Raw genomic sequence first — 16,523 nt, 5'->3', positions numbered from 1 at the left:
CAAAGGCAGACAATGGCCTCATCAAAATCCAGGGAGAGAACCATGATCGAATACGGTCATTTCGTCGGTGGCAAGCGCGTCGCCGGTACGAGCGGACGCAAGCAGGACGTGATGCAGCCGATGGACGGCTCGGTGCGCGGCACGGTCGCGCTGGCCTCCAAGTCGGAGCTGCGCGCCGCTGTCGAAAACGCCAAGGCGGCACAGATAAAGTGGGCGGCGGTCAATCCGCAGCGCCGCGTGCGCGTGCTGATGAAGTTCCTGGAACTCGCCAACCGCGAATATGACTCGCTGGCCGAAATCCTGGCGCGTGAGCACGGCAAGACCATCGCCGACGCCAAGGGCGACATCCAGCGCGGCCTCGAAGTGGTCGAGGTCTGCATCGGCGCGCCGCATATGATGAAGGGCGAGTTCACCGACGGCGCCGGCCCCGGCATCGACGTCTATTCGATGCGGCAGCCGCTCGGTGTCGTCGCCGGCATCACCCCGTTCAATTTCCCGGCGATGATCCCGCTCTGGAAGATCGCCCCCGCGATCGCCTGCGGCAACGCTTTCATCCTGAAGCCTTCCGAGCGCGATCCGGGCGTGCCGCTGCGCATCGCCGAGCTGTTCATCGAGGCCGGCCTGCCGGAGGGCGTTCTCAACGTCGTCAACGGCGATAAGGAAGTGGTCGACGCCATCCTCGACGATCCGGACATCAAGGCCATCGGCTTCGTCGGCTCGACGCCGATCGCGCAATACATCTACTCGCGCGGCTGCGCGGCCGGAAAGCGCGTGCAGTGCTTCGGCGGCGCCAAGAACCACATGATCATCATGCCCGATGCCGACATGGACCAGACGGTCGATGCGCTGATCGGCGCCGGCTACGGTTCGGCTGGCGAGCGCTGCATGGCGATCTCGGTTGCGGTTCCGGTCGGCAACGATACCGCGAACCGGCTGATGGAAAAGCTGATCCCGCGCGTCGAGAGCCTCAAGGTCGGTCCGTCGACCGATTCGTCGGCCGATTTCGGCCCGGTGGTGACCGCGCAGGCGCTGGAGCGCATCAAGGGTTACGTCGACATCGGCGTCAAGGAAGGCGCCAAGCTCGTCGTCGACGGTCGCGGCTTCAAGATGCAGGGCTACGAGAACGGCTACTATATGGGTGGCTGCCTGTTCGACAATGTGACGCCGGACATGCGCATCTATCAGGAAGAGATCTTCGGGCCGGTGCTTTCGGTGGTGCGCGCCCCGCGCTACGAGGACGCGATCAAGCTCGCCAACGACCATGAGATGGGCAATGGCGTCGCCATCTTCACCCGCGACGGCGATGCGGCGCGCGATTTCGCCAGCCGCGTGCAGGTCGGCATGATCGGCATCAACGTGCCGATCCCGGTGCCGATCGCCTATTACACCTTCGGTGGTTGGAAGGCGTCGTCCTTCGGCGATCTCAACCAGCACGGCCCGGACGCGTTCCGCTTCTACACCAAGACCAAGACGGTCACCTCGCGCTGGCCGTCGGGCGTCAAGGATGGTGCCGAGTTCGTCATTCCCACGATGAATTGACGACAGCCAATCTCGAAAATGAAACGGGCGCCATCGGCGCCCGTTTTTTATGCATCATCCTCTTCCTCGGCCCCTGGCCGATATTCGAGCAAATCCCCCGGCTGGCAGTCGAGTTCGGCGCAGATGCGCGCCAGTGTCGGGAAGCGCACGCCCTTCACCTTGCCGGATTTCAGCAGCGACAGGTTCTGCTCGGTGATGCCGATCTTGGCGGCGAGTTCCTTGGAGCGCACCTTGCGGCGCGCCAGCATGACGTCGAGATTGACGATGATCGGCATCAGACGAACCGCCTGTTCTCGTCTTCGATTTCGGCGGCGACCGTCATCAGATGCCCGCACATCACCAGCACGCCGGATACCAGCAAGGTGAACAATTCGGGCGTCCCGAAGCCGATGGAGAGGAAGCGCTGGCCGGGCGGCATGTCGATCGACAAAACGAGCGAGACGACCGGACGCGAGACCAGCATGACGAGTGCATTGATGAAAAAGGCGATGCCGGCCCGCCGTAGCCAGCGCGCGGCTTCAATGCCAATCGTCTCGCGGCGGCCGATATCGCGGAGGGCTGCCCATAGTCCCAGCAGGCCCGCGACCATCGGAACGGTCTGAACCAGGAAGATCGCCACCAGCAGCCATGTCGAGATGTCGGAGCTGTGGGCAGGAGTGGCAAAGCCGTATTGCTGCGCGGCGAACGGGCCAATCCGTTCCGGTTCCATAAGCGCCCATCCCAGCCCAACGGCCACGACGCCGAGGACGATCACGACGATCGCCGCGACCAGATATTCCAGCTGCCGGCTCAGCCGGCGGGCCCGTTCTCGTTCCGCCATTTCATGGTCCTTCTTTTATCGGTTGCATTTATTATCGTAAAACAATAATTATTGGCTGTCAAATATGGATTCCCCTCATGATCAAACATGTATTTCGTGTCAGCGCATTGGTTGCCGCGCTTTTGGCGGCCGGCTGCGCATCCATCACGCCATCGGCACTGGTCAGACTGGCTACCATGGACCCACTTGCGGCCGATCCCGCGGTGCTCAGCGTTGCCGCGGTGATGCCGGCCGCCCTGAAACTGCGCAACGCCGATGTCGTGCTGGACTTTTCGCTGGAAGCGCCGGCGCCTTATGGACCGGTGCACGAGGTGGTGCCGCTTGAGATCGTCGATGGCGACGCAACGCCAGGTGTCGTCGCCAGCCCAACCTTCGAACATATCCAGCAGGCACGTATCGCCAGGGCCGATGTCGAGAGGCTTTCGGCGGGCCTGGCAAAGGCGCGCGCCTTCCGCGCGACCGGGCGCAGTGACGGCAAAGGTAGCATTACAGTGACAATCAAGGGCGGCTGCCGGGCCGGTGCCGTCGGCAACGGGCCGCTGATTGCCGCCATTCACATGCGCAGCAAGCCCGGCGAAAAGTTCTTTCCCCTGACGACGTCGATCGATCTGCGCAAACTGCTGGGCGATGCGGCCATTGCAATGTTGCCGGCGTGTCGGGGCGGATGATCTCGGCGCTTTCTTAGGCCGATGCTTGTTTCCGCAACGGCGCCTACCCATATCGATTCATAGAGCCCCAGCGATAGCTCGGGGCATGAACCGGAAACCAGAAGGAGCGACGCGATGAAGTCGTCGAACCAGGCCTGGAGCGTACCGGCACACTGAGGCGGCCCATATGCCTCTCCTTGCCGGCATGCGCAGGCAAAGGAGGTGCCTTATGGCACGCTATTTCACGTTTCGATGGATCAGAATGGGCTTGGTTGGCGTCTTGCTGGCGCTGCCGAGTGCTCCGGCGCAGGCTCAGGTTGCCTGCGGACCGCACGATCTTGTCGTGACCCGGCTTGGCCAGCTCTTCCAGGAGCGGCAGACTGGCTATGGTCTTGCCGGACAAGCGGTCATTGTCGAGATCTATGTGTCGACGAGCGGCACCTGGACGATGCTGGTGACCGATGTTGCTGGCCGAAGCTGCATCGTGGCGGCTGGCGATGGCTGGGAGAATACGGTTCCGGTCGCCAGCAAAGGGCGCGCTGCCTGATCCGCCACTGCGGCGGAACGAATTCACCGCATCGCGGCGGCCTGAGCGTGCAGGCGAAGCAGCGCCATGAGCCGGTCCGCTTCGGCGGCGGCGGCGTCTTCGTCTCGTTCCAGGATGGCGCGGATCAAGGTGACATGATTGCCGGCGGCTTCGGCAAGGCCGGTGCCGCTCTGGAAGCGGAACCAGAAGCGACGGCTGTGCGTCTGCAGGGGGGCGACGAGCCTGGCAGCATATTGATTGTCGGTAGCCGCCGCCATCACCTCATCGAGCGATTTGTCTGCTTCGAGGTAGCCGATGACGTCGTTGGTGACGACCGCGTCATGCATGGCCAACGCCGTCGCTTGCAGACGGGCGGCGATGTCCGGCGTGGCGAAACGCGCGACCGAGCGCGCGAGGATGATTTCGATGCCACGTCGCGCGTCGAGTACTTTCAGCCAGTCGCCCGCATGGAGGGGGGCGATTTCGAGACCAGCGCGGGGGCGAACAGAAATGAGCCCCTCCCAGGCAAGGCGCTGGATCGCCTCTCGGACAGGGGTGCGACCGAGCGACAATTTTTCGATGAGCGCCCGTTCGGTGGTGAGACTGCTGGGTGCCAATTCGAGCGTGACGATCATTTTTTCGAGCGCGTGATAGGCTTTCGCGCTGACCGATTCAGCGGTTTCAGCGCGCTCGGTTTCAAGCTCGACGGTGTTCAAGGCTGCATCATCCGATTGATATATTTTTGATATATCAAGCCGACAAACCAATTGACAGAAGGAATTTCGTCAAGATATATCAGTGATATATCAGATGGGGAAAACCTTGTGGGAGGGGTTATCGCCAGTGCTTGGGGCAGGATCGTCGCGACTGGTTTGTGCGGTGACGGCTGGGCGATGCGGTATCGCTGGCGGGTCGATGTGCCTGGGGCCGCACAACGCTCCTCTTGCGACGGCGGGCGCATGTTGAGGACGACGGGCGTCATGTCCGGGCGTCCGATCGGCGATGCCACGCTGTGCAAGCGCAGCTCCGGTAGAGCTCCGTCTTTTCTTCTAAATTTCTACAGGCAAGCCGGTTCAATGGCACCGGGCGCGTCCAGTCGTGGCTGGTCGGCGTTGCGGCAAGGGACGTGTCGCATGCCGGCGAATCCGCGCCGGGCCGATATACAGACCGCGTGCAACGGTTTGATCGTTAAGTATGGGGCCGGAACAGTTTCGCCGGTGAAGAAGGAGGAAAAACGATTAGGCGCCAATGTGCAACAATCTGTCTAATCAACCGATTTTGAAGACGAAAGTTTCGAAAAGGGGTGCAAAATAATTCGGAATCGTCAAAGACATTGCTTTGTGCCAATGATACGGTCCGCAGTAGTCCACGAACCGGGCAACGATAAAATGGCAATCGCAAGGCACGTTGAAAACACGCGCCGGGCGATGAATAATTCGCCATTGCAATCCAGGTTTGAAGTCTTGGGACCAGGGGAAATACGAGAAGAAACGCGTCCGGGCCGGCGACGTTTCAGGGGAGCCTCCGTAATATGCAGTACTTCGTCCAGCAGCTTGTAAACGGGCTGACACTCGGGTCCATCTATGGGCTCATCGCGATCGGCTACACGATGGTCTACGGCATCATCGGCATGATCAACTTCGCCCATGGTGACATTTTCATGGTCGGTGCGTTCACCGCCCTGATCGTCTTTCTGATCCTGGGCGCGGCCTTCGGCTCCGTGCCGGTCGTCATCGCCCTTCTGGTGATGATGGTCGTGGCGATGCTGCTCACCAGCCTCTACAACTGGACGATCGAAAAGGTCGCCTATCGCCCGCTGCGCGGCTCGTTCCGCCTCGCTCCGCTGATCACCGCCATCGGCATGTCGATCGGCCTGTCGAATTTCGTGCAGGTCACCCAGGGCCCGCGCAACAAGCCGATCCCGCCGATGGTGTCGGAAGTCTACAACGTTGCCGGCATCTCGATCTCGCTGAAGCAGATCATCATCGTTGTGGTTACCGCGGCGCTGCTGGCGCTGTTCTGGTATCTGGTCAATCGCACCGCACTTGGCCGCGCTCAGCGCGCCTGCGAGCAAGATCGGAAGATGGCCGCGCTGCTCGGCGTCGACGTCGACCGCACCATCTCGATCACCTTCATCATGGGCGCCTCGCTGGCTGCTGTCGCAGGCACGCTGTTCCTGATGTATTACGGCGTCGTGTCCTTCTCCGACGGCTTCGTGCCGGGCGTGAAAGCCTTCACGGCTGCGGTTCTCGGCGGCATCGGCTCGCTTCCCGGTGCCGTGCTCGGCGGCCTGCTCATCGGCTTCATCGAGAGTATGTGGTCCGCCTATTTCTCCATCGATTACAAGGACGTCGCCGCCTTCTCCATCCTGGCGATCGTGCTGATCTTCCTGCCTTCCGGCATCCTCGGCCGGCCTGAAGTCGAAAAGGTCTGAGTCCATGGCCGTTACCGTGTCCAACACTCGCGACGAAGTCGCGAACCCGCTCGCTCGCGCCTTCCGCGAGGCGATCTATGCCGGCCTCGTCGCGTTTGGCCTGTTCGTTTTGTTCATCGGTCTGAGGACCGACCAGAACATCCGCAACGAACTGGTGCTGCTGCAGCGTTGGGGGCTGCTCGCCGCCGTGGTCTTCGCCACCGCACTAGGGCGCTTCCTCTATGTCGGCTTTGTCCAGCCGGCCATGGAGCGCGCCAAGGCCGAAAAGGCCAAGGCGCCGGCGGCCGTTGCCGAGCCGGGCTTCATTCGCCGTAATTTCAACTCCATCGGCATCGGCGTTCTGCTGATCTATCCCGTCGTGGTGGTTCTGCTGGTCGGTTTCCAGGGATCGCTGAAATGGGTGGACAATTTCGGCATCCAGATCCTGATCTATGTGATGCTGGCCTGGGGCCTGAACATCGTCGTCGGCCTGGCCGGCCTGCTCGACCTCGGTTATGTCGCCTTCTACGCGGTCGGCGCTTACGCCTACGCGCTGCTCGGCACGCATTTCGGCCTGTCTTTCTGGATCCTGCTGCCCGCAGCCGGGATCATGGCGGCCTTCTGGGGTGTGCTGTTGGGTTTCCCGGTGCTGCGTCTGCGCGGCGACTATCTGGCCATCGTGACGCTTGCCTTCGGTGAGATCATTCGTCTGGTGCTGATCAACTGGCGTGACATCACCAACGGCTCCGCCGGCGTTTCCGGCATTCCGAAAGTGTCGTTCTTCGGCCTGTTTACCTTCAACGTCTCGGACCCGAACTACATCTCCAAGGTGCTGGGCATTGCCCAGTCGGGTGCCTACTACAAAATCTTCCTCTACTACCTCATCCTGGCACTGGCGCTGTTCACCGCCTTCGTCACCATCCGGCTCAGGCGCATGCCGGTGGGGCGCGCCTGGGAAGCCCTGCGCGAAGATGAGATCGCCTGCCGCTCGCTCGGCATCAACACCACCACCACCAAGCTGACCGCCTTTGCAACGGGCGCCATGTTCGGCGGCTTTGCCGGCGCGTTCTTCGCGGCGCGCCAGGGATTCGTCTCGCCGGAATCCTTCGTCTTCATCGAATCGGCGATCATCCTGGCGATCGTCGTTCTGGGCGGCATGGGCTCGCTGAGCGGCATTGCGGTCGCCGCGGCGGTCATGATCGGCGGCACCGAAATCCTGCGTGAACTGGACTTCCTCAAGGTTTTGTTCGGGCCGGACTTCACGCCTGAGCTCTACCGTATGCTCCTGTTCGGCATGGCCATGGTCATCGTCATGTTGTGGAAGCCACGCGGCTTCGTCGGCAGTCGAGAACCGACAGCGTTCCTGAGAGAACGAAAAGCGGTTTCAGGCTCCTTCACCAAGGAAGGACACGGCTGATGAACGCGAGCCCTCCCATGAACAAGACACTTCTCCAAGTCGAACACCTGTCGATGAAGTTCGGCGGACTTGTCGCCATCGGCGACCTGTCCTTCGAGGCCAGGCGCGGCGAGATTACCGCGCTGATCGGCCCGAACGGGGCCGGCAAGACCACGGTGTTCAATTGCATCACCGGCTTCTACAAGCCGTCCGAAGGCATGATCCGCTTCACCGGCGAGAGCGGTTCGGAGTTCCTCTTGGAGCGGATGCCCGACTTCCAGATCACCGCCAAGGCCAAGGTGGCTCGTACCTTCCAGAACATCCGCCTGTTCTCGGGCATGACGCTTCTGGAAAATCTCCTGGTGGCGCAGCACAACAAGCTGATGAAGGCCTCCGGCTACACGATCATGGGCCTGGTGGGGCTCGGCGGTTATCGCAAGGCATCAGCTGAATCCGTCGAACTGGCCAAACATTGGCTGGAGAAGGCCGACCTGATGGATCGCGCCGACGATCCGGCCGGCGACCTTCCTTATGGCGCGCAGCGCCGGCTCGAGATCGCGCGAGCGATGTGCACGGGCCCGGAATTGCTCTGTCTCGATGAGCCGGCAGCCGGTCTCAATCCGAAGGAATCGCTGGCGCTCAACGAACTCCTGATGGACATCAAGAACAATACGGGCACCTCGATCCTGCTGATCGAGCACGACATGTCGGTGGTCATGCAGATTTCCGACCACATCGTCGTCCTGGAATACGGCCGCAAGATTTCCGATGGCGATCCGGCCCATGTCCGGTCCGATCCCAGGGTCATCGCCGCCTATCTCGGCGTCGACGACGAGGAAGTGGAAACAGTGCTCACCGACGTCGGTGACGAGAACGTCCTCGAGCGACTGGATGGCCATCCGGATGTTGCGCACGGCCCCAGCACCTCTGCCTCGATGCTCGCCGGCCCGATCAGCGACACGATCGACCACAACGACGGCGAGAGGGTGACCGTTTCGAAGGGGGCTTCCAAGGCAGCGCTGGTCGAGGCACAGATAGCAAGTGCCGCGGCGCGGAAACCTGCCACGCGAAAAGCGGCTTCGACGAAGCCGGCGGCGAGCAAGACAGCCGGCGGCGCGGCCAAAGCGACAGCCGGCATTTCCAATCGACTGGACGCCCCGCGTGGCGGCAAGGCGGACAATCTCACCCGCATCAAGGGCATCGGCTCGGTCAACGAGAAGAAGCTGAACGATCACGGTATCTACCACTTCGATCAGATCGCGGCGTGGAAGAAGGCGGATGTCGTAGCCGCCGAGGCCTATCTGGCCTTCGACGGGCGCATTGCGCGCGAAGAGTGGATCAGTCAGGCCAAGCTGCTTGCAAAGGGGAAGGAAACCGAGTTCTCGCGTCGCGTCGACGCTGGCAAGGTTGCGACAAGCCACACGTCGGCGCCGGCAAAGCCCGCGGCAGGCAAGCGCGGAGGGCGTAAATAATGGCTGGTGCACCGCTGCTCGATATCAAGGGCGTCCACACTTATTATGGGAACATTCGGGCGCTCAACGGCGTCAATGTCAGTGTCAACCAAGGCGAGATCGTTGCGCTGATCGGCGCCAACGGCGCCGGCAAGTCGACGCTGATGATGACCATTTTCGGCGCGCCGCGTGCGCGCACGGGGTCCATCACTTTCGCCGGCACCGACATCACTGAAATGCCGACGCACGAGATCGCCAGACTTCGCATCGCGCAGTCGCCGGAAGGACGCCGTATCTTCCCGCGCATGACCGTGATGGAAAACCTGCAGATGGGCGCCGGCCTCGACAACCTCAAACACTACGCCGAGGATGTCGAGAAGGTGTTCCAGTTGTTCCCGCGGCTCAAGGAACGCATCAGCCAGCGTGGCGGTACGCTTTCCGGTGGCGAACAGCAGATGCTGTCGATCGGGCGCGCGCTGATGGCGCGGCCGAAACTGCTCCTGCTCGACGAGCCGTCGCTGGGCCTCGCGCCGCTGATCGTCAAGCAGATCTTCGACGCCATCCGCGAGCTCAACCGCACGCAGGGTCTCACCGTGTTCCTTGTCGAACAGAACGCTTTCGGCGCGCTGAAGCTCGCCACGCGCGGCTACGTCATGGTCAACGGCAATGTCACGATGAGCGGCACCGGCAAGGAGCTTCTCGCCAATCCGGAAGTGCGCGCCGCCTATCTCGAAGGCGGACATCACTGAGCTCAAGGGGTCTTCATCATGCAAGGTATTATTTATGAAGAAGCCTCCATCTGGCAGTTCTTCTTCGTCACTTGTCTCCTCGGCGGCTGGGCTGCCTGGATGACCGGCAAGGCCTGCGCCCAGACATGGCGCACCAAGCTCATGCTCTTTTTCTACATCCTGGGCCTTGGGATCGGCGTGCGCTTCATCCATCACGCGCTGTTCGAGGGCACGATGTTCACGCTGCAATATTACATCGTCGACACGATCGTGCTGATGGTTCTGGCCTTCCTCGGCTATCAATACACACGCACCAACCAAATGGTTACACAGTACAACTGGCTCTACGAAAGAGCTTCTCCGTTGAGTTGGAAGCCTAAAGGTTGATGTTCATGATTAACGCCGTTTCGGGGAAGAATCGGCGTGACAAGGCCCCAAAAAGGGGCAAAGTACGTTTTCTGCGATCGGGGTGGGCATCGCATGAAAACATCATCATCGCCCACCCGGTAAATGGGAGCGTTTCAATGAAAAAATCACTTTTGTCCGCCGTTGCCCTGACCGCGCTGGTCGCGTTCAGCGGTAACGCGTGGGCTGACTTGCTGATCGGCGTCGCTGGCCCCATCACCGGCCCCAACGCCGCCTTTGGCGCGCAGTTGCAGAAGGGTGCCGAGGCGGCTGTTGCCGACATCAATGCCGCCGGTGGCGTCAATGGCGAACAGATCAAGCTGTCGGTCGGCGACGACGTCTCCGATCCGAAGCAGGGCATCTCCGTGGCCAACAAGTTTGTCGCCGACGGCGTCAAGTTCGTGGTCGGTCACTTCAACTCGGGCGTCTCGATCCCGGCTTCCGAAGTCTATGCCGAAAACGGTATCGTTGAAGTAACGCCTGCGGCCACCAACCCGAAGTTCACCGAACGCGGTCTGTGGAACGTGTTCCGCACCTGCGGCCGCGATGACCAGCAGGGCAGCATTGCCGGCAATTACATCGCCAAGAACTTCAAGGACGCCAAGGTTGCCGTCATCCATGACAAGACGCCCTATGGTCAGGGCCTCGCTGACGAAACCAAGAAGGCCATGAATGCCGCTGGCGTCAAGGATGTCATGTATGAAGGCGTGAATGTCGGCGACAAGGACTTCTCCGCTCTCATCGCCAAGATGAAGGAAGCCGGTGTGACCCTGATCTACTGGGGCGGCCTGCACACGGAAGCCGGCCTGATCATTCGTCAGTCGGCTGACCAGGGCCTGAAGGCCAAGCTGATGTCGGGCGACGGCATCGTCACCGACGAACTCGCCGCCATCGCAGGCGACGCGGTTGCCGGCACGCTCAACACCTTCGGTCCGGACCCGCGCCTCAACCCGGGCAACAAGGAACTGGTTGCCAAGTTCCGCGCCCAGGGCTTCGAGCCGGAAGCCTATACGCTCTACTCCTATGCGGCCACCCAGGTGATCGCGCAGGCTGCCGCCGCCGCAAAGTCGAACGATCCCAAGGAAGTCGCCAAGGCGATGCACGAGAAGGGTCCGTTCAAGACCGTTCTCGGCGAGCTCTCCTATGACGAAAAGGGCGATCCCAAGCTTCCCGGCTACGTCATGTACGAGTGGAAGAAGAAGGACGACGGCAAGTATTCCTGGTTCCAGCAGTAAACAGCTGACCACTTGCTACAACGATGCCCGGCGCCATGCGCCGGGCATTTTCTTTTTCCGGTTCGGGTTCATCGATAAAGGCGTCCGACGGCTGGCTGCCGGCGGATGATTATTTCGCCGTTCCTTGCCGCATGCCGTCGCGGAATTTCCGGTGGGCTTAGTGAATCCCGGCACCCCAACTGCCTGATCCGTGTTCAGTCGATATCGGCTGCTTATTTTGGTTGCACCGCAGCATTTTCACGCTAATCATGCGCCCGCCTTTCTTCCCTCGTTGGCTGGAGCATTCCCCCTTGGCAATCACGAAGATCCTTGTCGCCAATCGTTCCGAGATCGCCATCCGCGTGTTTCGCGCGGCCAACGAGCTGGGCCTCAAAACGGTGGCGATCTGGGCCGAGGAGGACAAATATTCGCTGCACCGTTTCAAGGCCGACGAGAGCTATCAGGTCGGGCGCGGCCCATGGCTGACGAAAGATATGGGACCGATCGAAAGCTATCTGTCGATCGACGAAGTGATCCGCGTCGCCAAACTGTCCGGCGCTGATGCCATCCACCCCGGCTACGGCCTGCTCTCGGAAAGCCCGGAATTCGCCGATGCCTGCGCGGAAAACGGCATCACCTTCATCGGCCCGAAGCCGGAAACGATGCGACGGCTCGGCAACAAGGTGGCAGCCCGCAATCTTGCCGTCGAGGTCGGCGTGCCCGTGGTGCCGGCTACCGATCCCCTGCCCGACGACATGGAGACGGTGAAGAAGCTCGCCGCGCAGGTCGGCTATCCCGTGATGCTGAAGGCATCCTGGGGCGGCGGCGGGCGCGGCATGCGCGCCATCCGTTCGGAGGCTGATCTGGCCCGCGAGGTGATGGAAGGCAAGCGCGAGGCCAAGGCGGCTTTCGGCAAGGATGAAGTCTATCTCGAAAAGCTTATCGAGCGCGCCCGCCATGTCGAGGTGCAGGTGCTGGGCGATACACATGGCAACGCGGTTCATCTGTTCGAACGCGACTGTTCCATCCAGCGCCGCAACCAGAAGGTCGTGGAGCGTGCACCGGCGCCTTATCTCAGCAGCGAGCTACGGCAGGAACTCTGCGGCTATGCGCTGAAGATCGCCGGCGAGACCAGTTATGTCGGCGCGGGTACGGTCGAATTCCTGCAGGACGCCGATACCGGCAAGTTCTACTTCATCGAGGTCAATCCGCGCATCCAGGTTGAGCACACCGTCACCGAACAGGTGACCGGCATCGACATCGTCAAGGCGCAGATCCACATCCTCGACGGCTTCGCCATCGGCACGCTGGGCTCGGGTGTTCCGGCGCAAAAAGACATCAGGCTCAACGGCCACGCGCTGCAATGCCGTATCACCACGGAAGACCCCGAGCAGAACTTCATTCCGGATTATGGCCGTATCACCGCATATCGCGGCGCCACCGGCTTCGGCATTCGCCTCGATGGCGGCACCGCCTATTCGGGCGCGGTCATTACTCGCTTTTACGATCCGCTGCTTGAAAAGGTGACGGCCTGGGCGCCGACGCCGGGCGAGGCGATCTCGCGCATGAACCGCGCACTGCGTGAGTTCCGCATCCGCGGCGTGGCCACCAATCTCACCTTCCTCGAAGCGATCATCAATCATCCAAGCTTCGCCGACAATTCCTACACGACCAAGTTCATCGACTCGACGCCGGAGCTGTTCGCGCAGGTCAAGCGTCAGGACCGAGCCACCAAGCTGCTCAACTATCTGGCCGACGTCACCGTGAACGGCCATCCCGAGACGCGCGGCCGGCCAAAGCCCAATCCGGATGCCGCCGCGCCGGTCATTCCCTGGTTCACGGCGCCGATCCCCGACGGTTCGAAGCAGAAGCTCGACAAGCTCGGCCCCGAAGGCTTCGCCAAGTGGATGCGCGCGCAGAAGGAAGTGCTCGTCACCGACACGACGATGCGCGACGGACATCAGTCGCTTCTCGCCACGCGCATGCGCACGCATGACATCACCCGCGTCGCCGGCACCTATGCGCGCGCATTGCCGCAACTGCTGTCGCTGGAGTGCTGGGGCGGCGCCACTTTCGACGTGGCCATGCGCTTCCTGACCGAAGATCCCTGGGAGCGGCTGTCCCTGGTGCGCGAGAGAGCGCCGAACATCCTGCTGCAGATGTTGCTGCGCGGCGCCAACGGCGTCGGCTACACCAACTATCCCGACAATGTCGTGCAGCACTTCGTCAAGCAGGCCGCGGAAGGCGGTATCGACCTTTTCCGCGTTTTCGACTGTCTGAACTGGGTCGAAAACATGCGTGTCGCCATGGACGCGGTCGGCGCCGAAGGCAAGCTGATCGAAGCGGCCATGTGTTACACGGGCGACATCCTCGACCCGAACCGGGCCAAATACAGCCTCAACTACTATGTCGGGCTAGCCAAGGAGCTGGAGGCGGCCGGCGCCCATATCATCGCCGTCAAGGACATGGCCGGCCTCTTGAAGCCCGCTGCGGCGCAGGTGCTGTTCAAGTCACTGCGCGAGGCGACCGATCTGCCCATCCATTTCCACACGCATGACACGTCCGGCCTCTCGGCCGCGACGGTTCTGGCGGCGGTGGGGGCCGGTGTCGATGCCATCGACGCGGCCATGGACGCCTTCTCCGGCAACACCTCGCAGCCTTGTCTCGGTTCCATCGTCGAAGCGCTGAAGGGCACCGATCGCGAACCCGGTCTCGATCCGAAGTGGATCCGCAAGATTTCGTTCTACTGGGAGGCGGTGCGCAATCAGTACGCCGCCTTTGAAAGCGACCTGAAGGGGCCGGCGTCGGAAGTCTATCTGCACGAAATGCCAGGCGGCCAGTTCACCAATCTCAAGGAACAGGCCCGTTCGCTGGGCCTGGAGACACGCTGGCACGAGGTCGCGCAGGCCTATCACGACGTGAACCTGATGTTCGGTGACATCGTCAAGGTGACGCCGTCATCCAAGGTCGTCGGCGACATGGCGCTGATGATGGTGAGCCAGGATCTGACGGTCGCCGATGTCGAGAACCCGGCCAAGGATATCGCCTTCCCGGATTCGGTCGTGTCGATGTTGCGCGGCGATCTCGGCCAGTCGCCCGGTGGCTGGCCGCAGGCTCTGCAGAAGAAAGCGCTGAAGGGCGACCAACCGATCACCGTGCGACCGGGCTCGTTGCTCAAGGCTGCAGACCTGAAGAAAAACCGCAAGCAGATCGAGGACAAGCTCGGCCGCAAGCTATCAGAAAGCGAGTTCGCTTCCTGGCTGATGTATCCGAAGGTGTTCTCCGATTTCGCCGCCGCGCAGGAAACCTATGGTCCCGTCAGCGTGTTACCGACGCCGACCTATTTCTACGGCATGAAGCCGGAAGACGAGGTTTTCGTCGACATCGAGAAGGGCAAGACACTGGTCATCCGTTGCCTGGCTGTCGGCGAGGTTGACGAAAAGGGCATGGTCACCGTGTTCTTCGAGCTCAACGGCCAGCCGCGCCGCGTCAAGGTTCCGGACCGCGCCCATGGCGCCTCGAACGGCAAGGCACGCCGCAAGGCGGAACCCGGCAACGAGGCTCATGTTGGGGCGCCGATGCCTGGCGTGGTCTCGACACTCGCCGTTTCCGCCGGGCAGGCGGTCAAGGCCGGCGATGTGCTGCTTTCCATCGAGGCGATGAAGATGGAGACGGCGCTGCATGCCGAGCGCGACGGCGTGATCGCGGAAGTGCTGGTCAGAACCGGAGACCAGATCGACGCCAAGGATCTCCTGGTGGTGTTCGGCTGACGCTGCGCCAGGAGCATTGCTGACAATCAGACCTTGACCTGCCAAGGCCGGTCGGGCATCGAACCCGGCGAAAAACCGGTGACGGCTCCCCGAGTCGTGACTGCGGTAACCAATGGAGACCAAGATGGCCGATGAAATCACCGAAACCAGCCAGACTGTAGCCGCCGGCCAGTTGCGGGCACTCATCGAGCGCATCGAGCGGCTCGAGGAAGAGAAGAAGACGATCGCCGACGACATCAAGGACGTCTATGCGGAAGCCAAGGGTACGGGCTTCGACACCAAGGCGATCCGCGCGCTGGTGCGCCTGCGCAAGCAGGACCAGGCGGAGCGGCAGGAAGAAGAAACGATCCTCGATCTCTACAAAGCCGCGCTCGGCATGGTGTGATGTCATTTCTTAAAGTGCGTCCCTCGCCATAGGGCGGAGGGGCGCACCAGGTTCGGCGGGTCAATTCGATGAGCGAATTTGACTTCGGTGCGCGCAGGGCGAGTGAATTCCGTCACCGCGCCTTTTGGGCGCTGTTCGAGGAACGACATCCCGAAGAGCGCCCGAGGCGATCCCGACACGGGCCCTGGTTCTGGCAGCGAGGCCTGCCACCGGTCAGCCTTGTCATCACCATGTATGTCGCGCCCGAGCAGAACCTCGTCGGCGTCTTCTTCGGGCGCAACGAGAAGCTGGGTGCAGTCGACACCGAAACCAGGCTCGCTCCCCACCGCGCGACGATCGAAGAGCGGCTCAAGCTGCGGCCGGAGCAAACTGCGCAAGGCTTCGGCATCAACGCCATCTGGCGGGTGAACTGCTTTGCCGAAGACAATTGGCCGGCCATGGCGGACTGGCTGGTTACCGAGGCCGGCCGTTTCGAGCAGGCGGTGGCGGAGGCGCTGAACGAAGATGCTTGAGGATGTCGCGCCCGGCTGAAGACAGGCCTCCCATGGGGTTCTTCCGGTCTCGCCGCCGTGGCTCATCAATTTGCCGCAGCCATCTGGCTTGTTCTTGTTACGGTGGCTTGAACCGGCCACAGATCTGTCTGTCCTGGTTTGCCGTGTGATGGCGGTCTGCTGAAAGCGGATCGCTTCCTTCGTCAGGCCGGTTTGAAATTCAGCGCGACACCGTTGATGCAGTAGCGCAGGCCCGTCGGCGGTGGACCGTCCTCGAAGACATGACCGAGATGACTGCCGCAGGTGGCGCAATGGACCTCGGTGCGCACCATGCCGTAGCTGCGGTCGACGGTGGTTTCGACGGAACCGGGAACGGGGTCGTTGAAGCTCGGCCAGCCGGTGCCGCTTTCGAATTTCAGTTTGGCTTCGAAGAGCGGGCTGTCGCAGCCGACGCAGTGGAAAGCGCCGGCGCGCTTCTCATAGAGCAGGGCGCAGCTGCCTGGCCGCTCCGTGCCGTGATGGCGCATGACCTGATATTGCTCGGGCGTCAGCTTCGCGCGCCATTCGGCGTCAGTGCGGGTGACCGGGAATGTTCGGGTGTCCATGGATGATCTCCTTGCCTTTGCGGCTTGTTTTTCGTCGCAACGGGTGTTCGTCCAAACATAGGCATTTGTTACGCGTCTGCACAGCCGACAGCCTCGACGTATATCTCGATACGGACAGGTGCTGGCGAGACAG

Annotated in this window: 16 protein-coding genes; 12 read left to right on the top strand and 4 right to left on the bottom strand. The window is 61.9% G+C overall.

The genetic code is table 11. The annotated features are described in order from the left end of the window. Window positions 1-42 precede the first annotated feature (42 nt). Window positions 43-1,539: a CoA-acylating methylmalonate-semialdehyde dehydrogenase gene (locus tag AB4136_RS00730; RefSeq protein ID WP_024922988.1), complete on the top strand. Its 1,497-nt coding sequence runs from the start codon at window positions 43-45 to the stop codon at window positions 1,537-1,539. Window positions 1,540-1,586: 47 nt separating this feature from the next. Here AB4136_RS00730 and AB4136_RS00725 read toward each other — a convergent pair whose 3' ends face one another. Both AB4136_RS00725 and AB4136_RS00720 read right to left on the bottom strand, forming a co-directional pair. Further along, window positions 1,587-1,814 carry a helix-turn-helix domain-containing protein gene (locus AB4136_RS00725; RefSeq protein ID WP_024922987.1) on the bottom strand — a complete coding sequence of 76 codons (228 nt, stop codon included), beginning with the start codon at window positions 1,812-1,814 and terminating at the stop codon, window positions 1,587-1,589. Beyond that, window positions 1,814-2,359 (bottom strand): DUF2975 domain-containing protein, encoded by a 546-nt coding sequence (locus tag AB4136_RS00720; RefSeq protein ID WP_024922986.1) that lies wholly within the window; start codon window positions 2,357-2,359, stop codon window positions 1,814-1,816. Before AB4136_RS00720 ends, AB4136_RS00725 begins: the two co-directional genes overlap by 1 nt. 77 nt (window positions 2,360-2,436) lie before the next feature. On the opposite strand from AB4136_RS00720, the gene AB4136_RS00715 reads away from it, so the two are divergent. Together AB4136_RS00715 and AB4136_RS00710 are read left to right on the top strand one after the other, a co-directional pair. After that, window positions 2,437-3,027 (top strand): hypothetical protein, encoded by a 591-nt coding sequence (locus AB4136_RS00715; RefSeq protein WP_024922985.1) that lies wholly within the window; start codon window positions 2,437-2,439, stop codon window positions 3,025-3,027. Between the two features lie 208 nt (window positions 3,028-3,235). Further along, entirely contained in the window at window positions 3,236-3,553 is a 318-nt protein-coding gene (locus tag AB4136_RS00710) for a hypothetical protein (protein WP_024922984.1), read from the top strand. A 23-nt stretch (window positions 3,554-3,576) separates the two neighbouring features. Here AB4136_RS00710 and AB4136_RS00705 read toward each other — a convergent pair whose 3' ends face one another. Continuing rightward, a complete protein-coding gene (locus AB4136_RS00705; RefSeq protein WP_024922983.1) occupies window positions 3,577-4,248 on the bottom strand; it encodes a GntR family transcriptional regulator in 672 nt (223 codons plus the stop codon). A gap of 815 nt (window positions 4,249-5,063) precedes the next feature. Here AB4136_RS00705 and AB4136_RS00700 point away from each other — a divergent pair. The 9 genes from AB4136_RS00700 (at window position 5,064) to AB4136_RS00660 (ending at window position 15,806) form a co-directional block, all read left to right on the top strand. Continuing rightward, complete coding sequence (locus AB4136_RS00700) at window positions 5,064-5,966, top strand: branched-chain amino acid ABC transporter permease (protein ID WP_024922982.1); 903 nt, start codon at window positions 5,064-5,066, stop codon at window positions 5,964-5,966. Between the two features lie 4 nt (window positions 5,967-5,970). Continuing rightward, entirely contained in the window at window positions 5,971-7,362 is a 1,392-nt protein-coding gene (livM, locus tag AB4136_RS00695) for a high-affinity branched-chain amino acid ABC transporter permease LivM (RefSeq protein ID WP_024922981.1), read from the top strand. Next, on the top strand, window positions 7,362-8,813 hold the full coding sequence (locus AB4136_RS00690; protein ID WP_024922980.1) for an ATP-binding cassette domain-containing protein: 1,452 nt from the start codon (window positions 7,362-7,364) through the stop codon (window positions 8,811-8,813). Before livM ends, AB4136_RS00690 begins: the two co-directional genes overlap by 1 nt. Then, entirely contained in the window at window positions 8,813-9,541 is a 729-nt protein-coding gene (locus AB4136_RS00685) for an ABC transporter ATP-binding protein (RefSeq protein WP_024922979.1), read from the top strand. Before AB4136_RS00690 ends, AB4136_RS00685 begins: the two co-directional genes overlap by 1 nt. An 18-nt stretch (window positions 9,542-9,559) precedes the next feature. Further along, entirely contained in the window at window positions 9,560-9,907 is a 348-nt protein-coding gene (locus AB4136_RS00680; protein WP_024922978.1) for a DUF6867 family protein, read from the top strand. Between the two features lie 137 nt (window positions 9,908-10,044). Then, window positions 10,045-11,160: a branched-chain amino acid ABC transporter substrate-binding protein gene (locus AB4136_RS00675; protein ID WP_024922977.1), complete on the top strand. Its 1,116-nt coding sequence runs from the start codon at window positions 10,045-10,047 to the stop codon at window positions 11,158-11,160. Between the two features lie 290 nt (window positions 11,161-11,450). Next, window positions 11,451-14,909, top strand: coding sequence for a pyruvate carboxylase (gene pyc, locus AB4136_RS00670; RefSeq protein ID WP_137900872.1), 3,459 nt, complete (start codon window positions 11,451-11,453; stop codon window positions 14,907-14,909). 124 nt (window positions 14,910-15,033) lie between these two features. Next, entirely contained in the window at window positions 15,034-15,294 is a 261-nt protein-coding gene (locus AB4136_RS00665) for a DUF2312 domain-containing protein (RefSeq protein ID WP_024922975.1), read from the top strand. A gap of 68 nt (window positions 15,295-15,362) precedes the next feature. Continuing rightward, the gene (locus AB4136_RS00660) at window positions 15,363-15,806 is read left to right on the top strand and encodes a hypothetical protein (protein WP_137900873.1); all 444 of its coding nucleotides are present in this window, start codon (window positions 15,363-15,365) and stop codon (window positions 15,804-15,806) included. A gap of 182 nt (window positions 15,807-15,988) precedes the next feature. Here AB4136_RS00660 and msrB read toward each other — a convergent pair whose 3' ends face one another. Beyond that, on the bottom strand, window positions 15,989-16,390 hold the full coding sequence (gene msrB / locus AB4136_RS00655) for a peptide-methionine (R)-S-oxide reductase MsrB (RefSeq protein WP_024922973.1): 402 nt from the start codon (window positions 16,388-16,390) through the stop codon (window positions 15,989-15,991). Between the last annotated feature and the right edge of the window lie 133 nt (window positions 16,391-16,523).

It is taken from the genome of Mesorhizobium sp. 2RAF21, from assembly GCF_052115345.1.
GTDB lineage: Bacteria > Pseudomonadota > Alphaproteobacteria > Rhizobiales > Rhizobiaceae > Mesorhizobium > Mesorhizobium terrae.
This window is presented reverse-complemented; position numbering and strand designations above follow the sequence as displayed.

Bases quoted from the DNA above. Each gene is read 5' to 3' on its own strand.
- AB4136_RS00730 (WP_024922988.1), top strand. From the start codon at position 43: ATGATCGAATACGGTCATTTCGTCGGTGGCAAGCGCGTCGCCGGTACG.
- AB4136_RS00725 (WP_024922987.1), bottom strand. From the start codon at position 1,814: ATGCCGATCATCGTCAATCTCGACGTCATGCTGGCGCGCCGCAAGGTG.
- AB4136_RS00720 (WP_024922986.1), bottom strand. From the start codon at position 2,359: ATGGCGGAACGAGAACGGGCCCGCCGGCTGAGCCGGCAGCTGGAATAT.
- AB4136_RS00715 (WP_024922985.1), top strand. From the start codon at position 2,437: ATGATCAAACATGTATTTCGTGTCAGCGCATTGGTTGCCGCGCTTTTG.
- AB4136_RS00710 (WP_024922984.1), top strand. From the start codon at position 3,236: ATGGCACGCTATTTCACGTTTCGATGGATCAGAATGGGCTTGGTTGGC.
- AB4136_RS00700 (WP_024922982.1), top strand. From the start codon at position 5,064: ATGCAGTACTTCGTCCAGCAGCTTGTAAACGGGCTGACACTCGGGTCC.
- livM (WP_024922981.1), top strand. From the start codon at position 5,971: ATGGCCGTTACCGTGTCCAACACTCGCGACGAAGTCGCGAACCCGCTC.
- AB4136_RS00690 (WP_024922980.1), top strand. From the start codon at position 7,362: ATGAACGCGAGCCCTCCCATGAACAAGACACTTCTCCAAGTCGAACAC.
- AB4136_RS00685 (WP_024922979.1), top strand. From the start codon at position 8,813: ATGGCTGGTGCACCGCTGCTCGATATCAAGGGCGTCCACACTTATTAT.
- AB4136_RS00680 (WP_024922978.1), top strand. From the start codon at position 9,560: ATGCAAGGTATTATTTATGAAGAAGCCTCCATCTGGCAGTTCTTCTTC.
- AB4136_RS00675 (WP_024922977.1), top strand. From the start codon at position 10,045: ATGAAAAAATCACTTTTGTCCGCCGTTGCCCTGACCGCGCTGGTCGCG.
- AB4136_RS00665 (WP_024922975.1), top strand. From the start codon at position 15,034: ATGGCCGATGAAATCACCGAAACCAGCCAGACTGTAGCCGCCGGCCAG.
- AB4136_RS00660 (WP_137900873.1), top strand. From the start codon at position 15,363: ATGAGCGAATTTGACTTCGGTGCGCGCAGGGCGAGTGAATTCCGTCAC.
- msrB (WP_024922973.1), bottom strand. From the start codon at position 16,390: ATGGACACCCGAACATTCCCGGTCACCCGCACTGACGCCGAATGGCGC.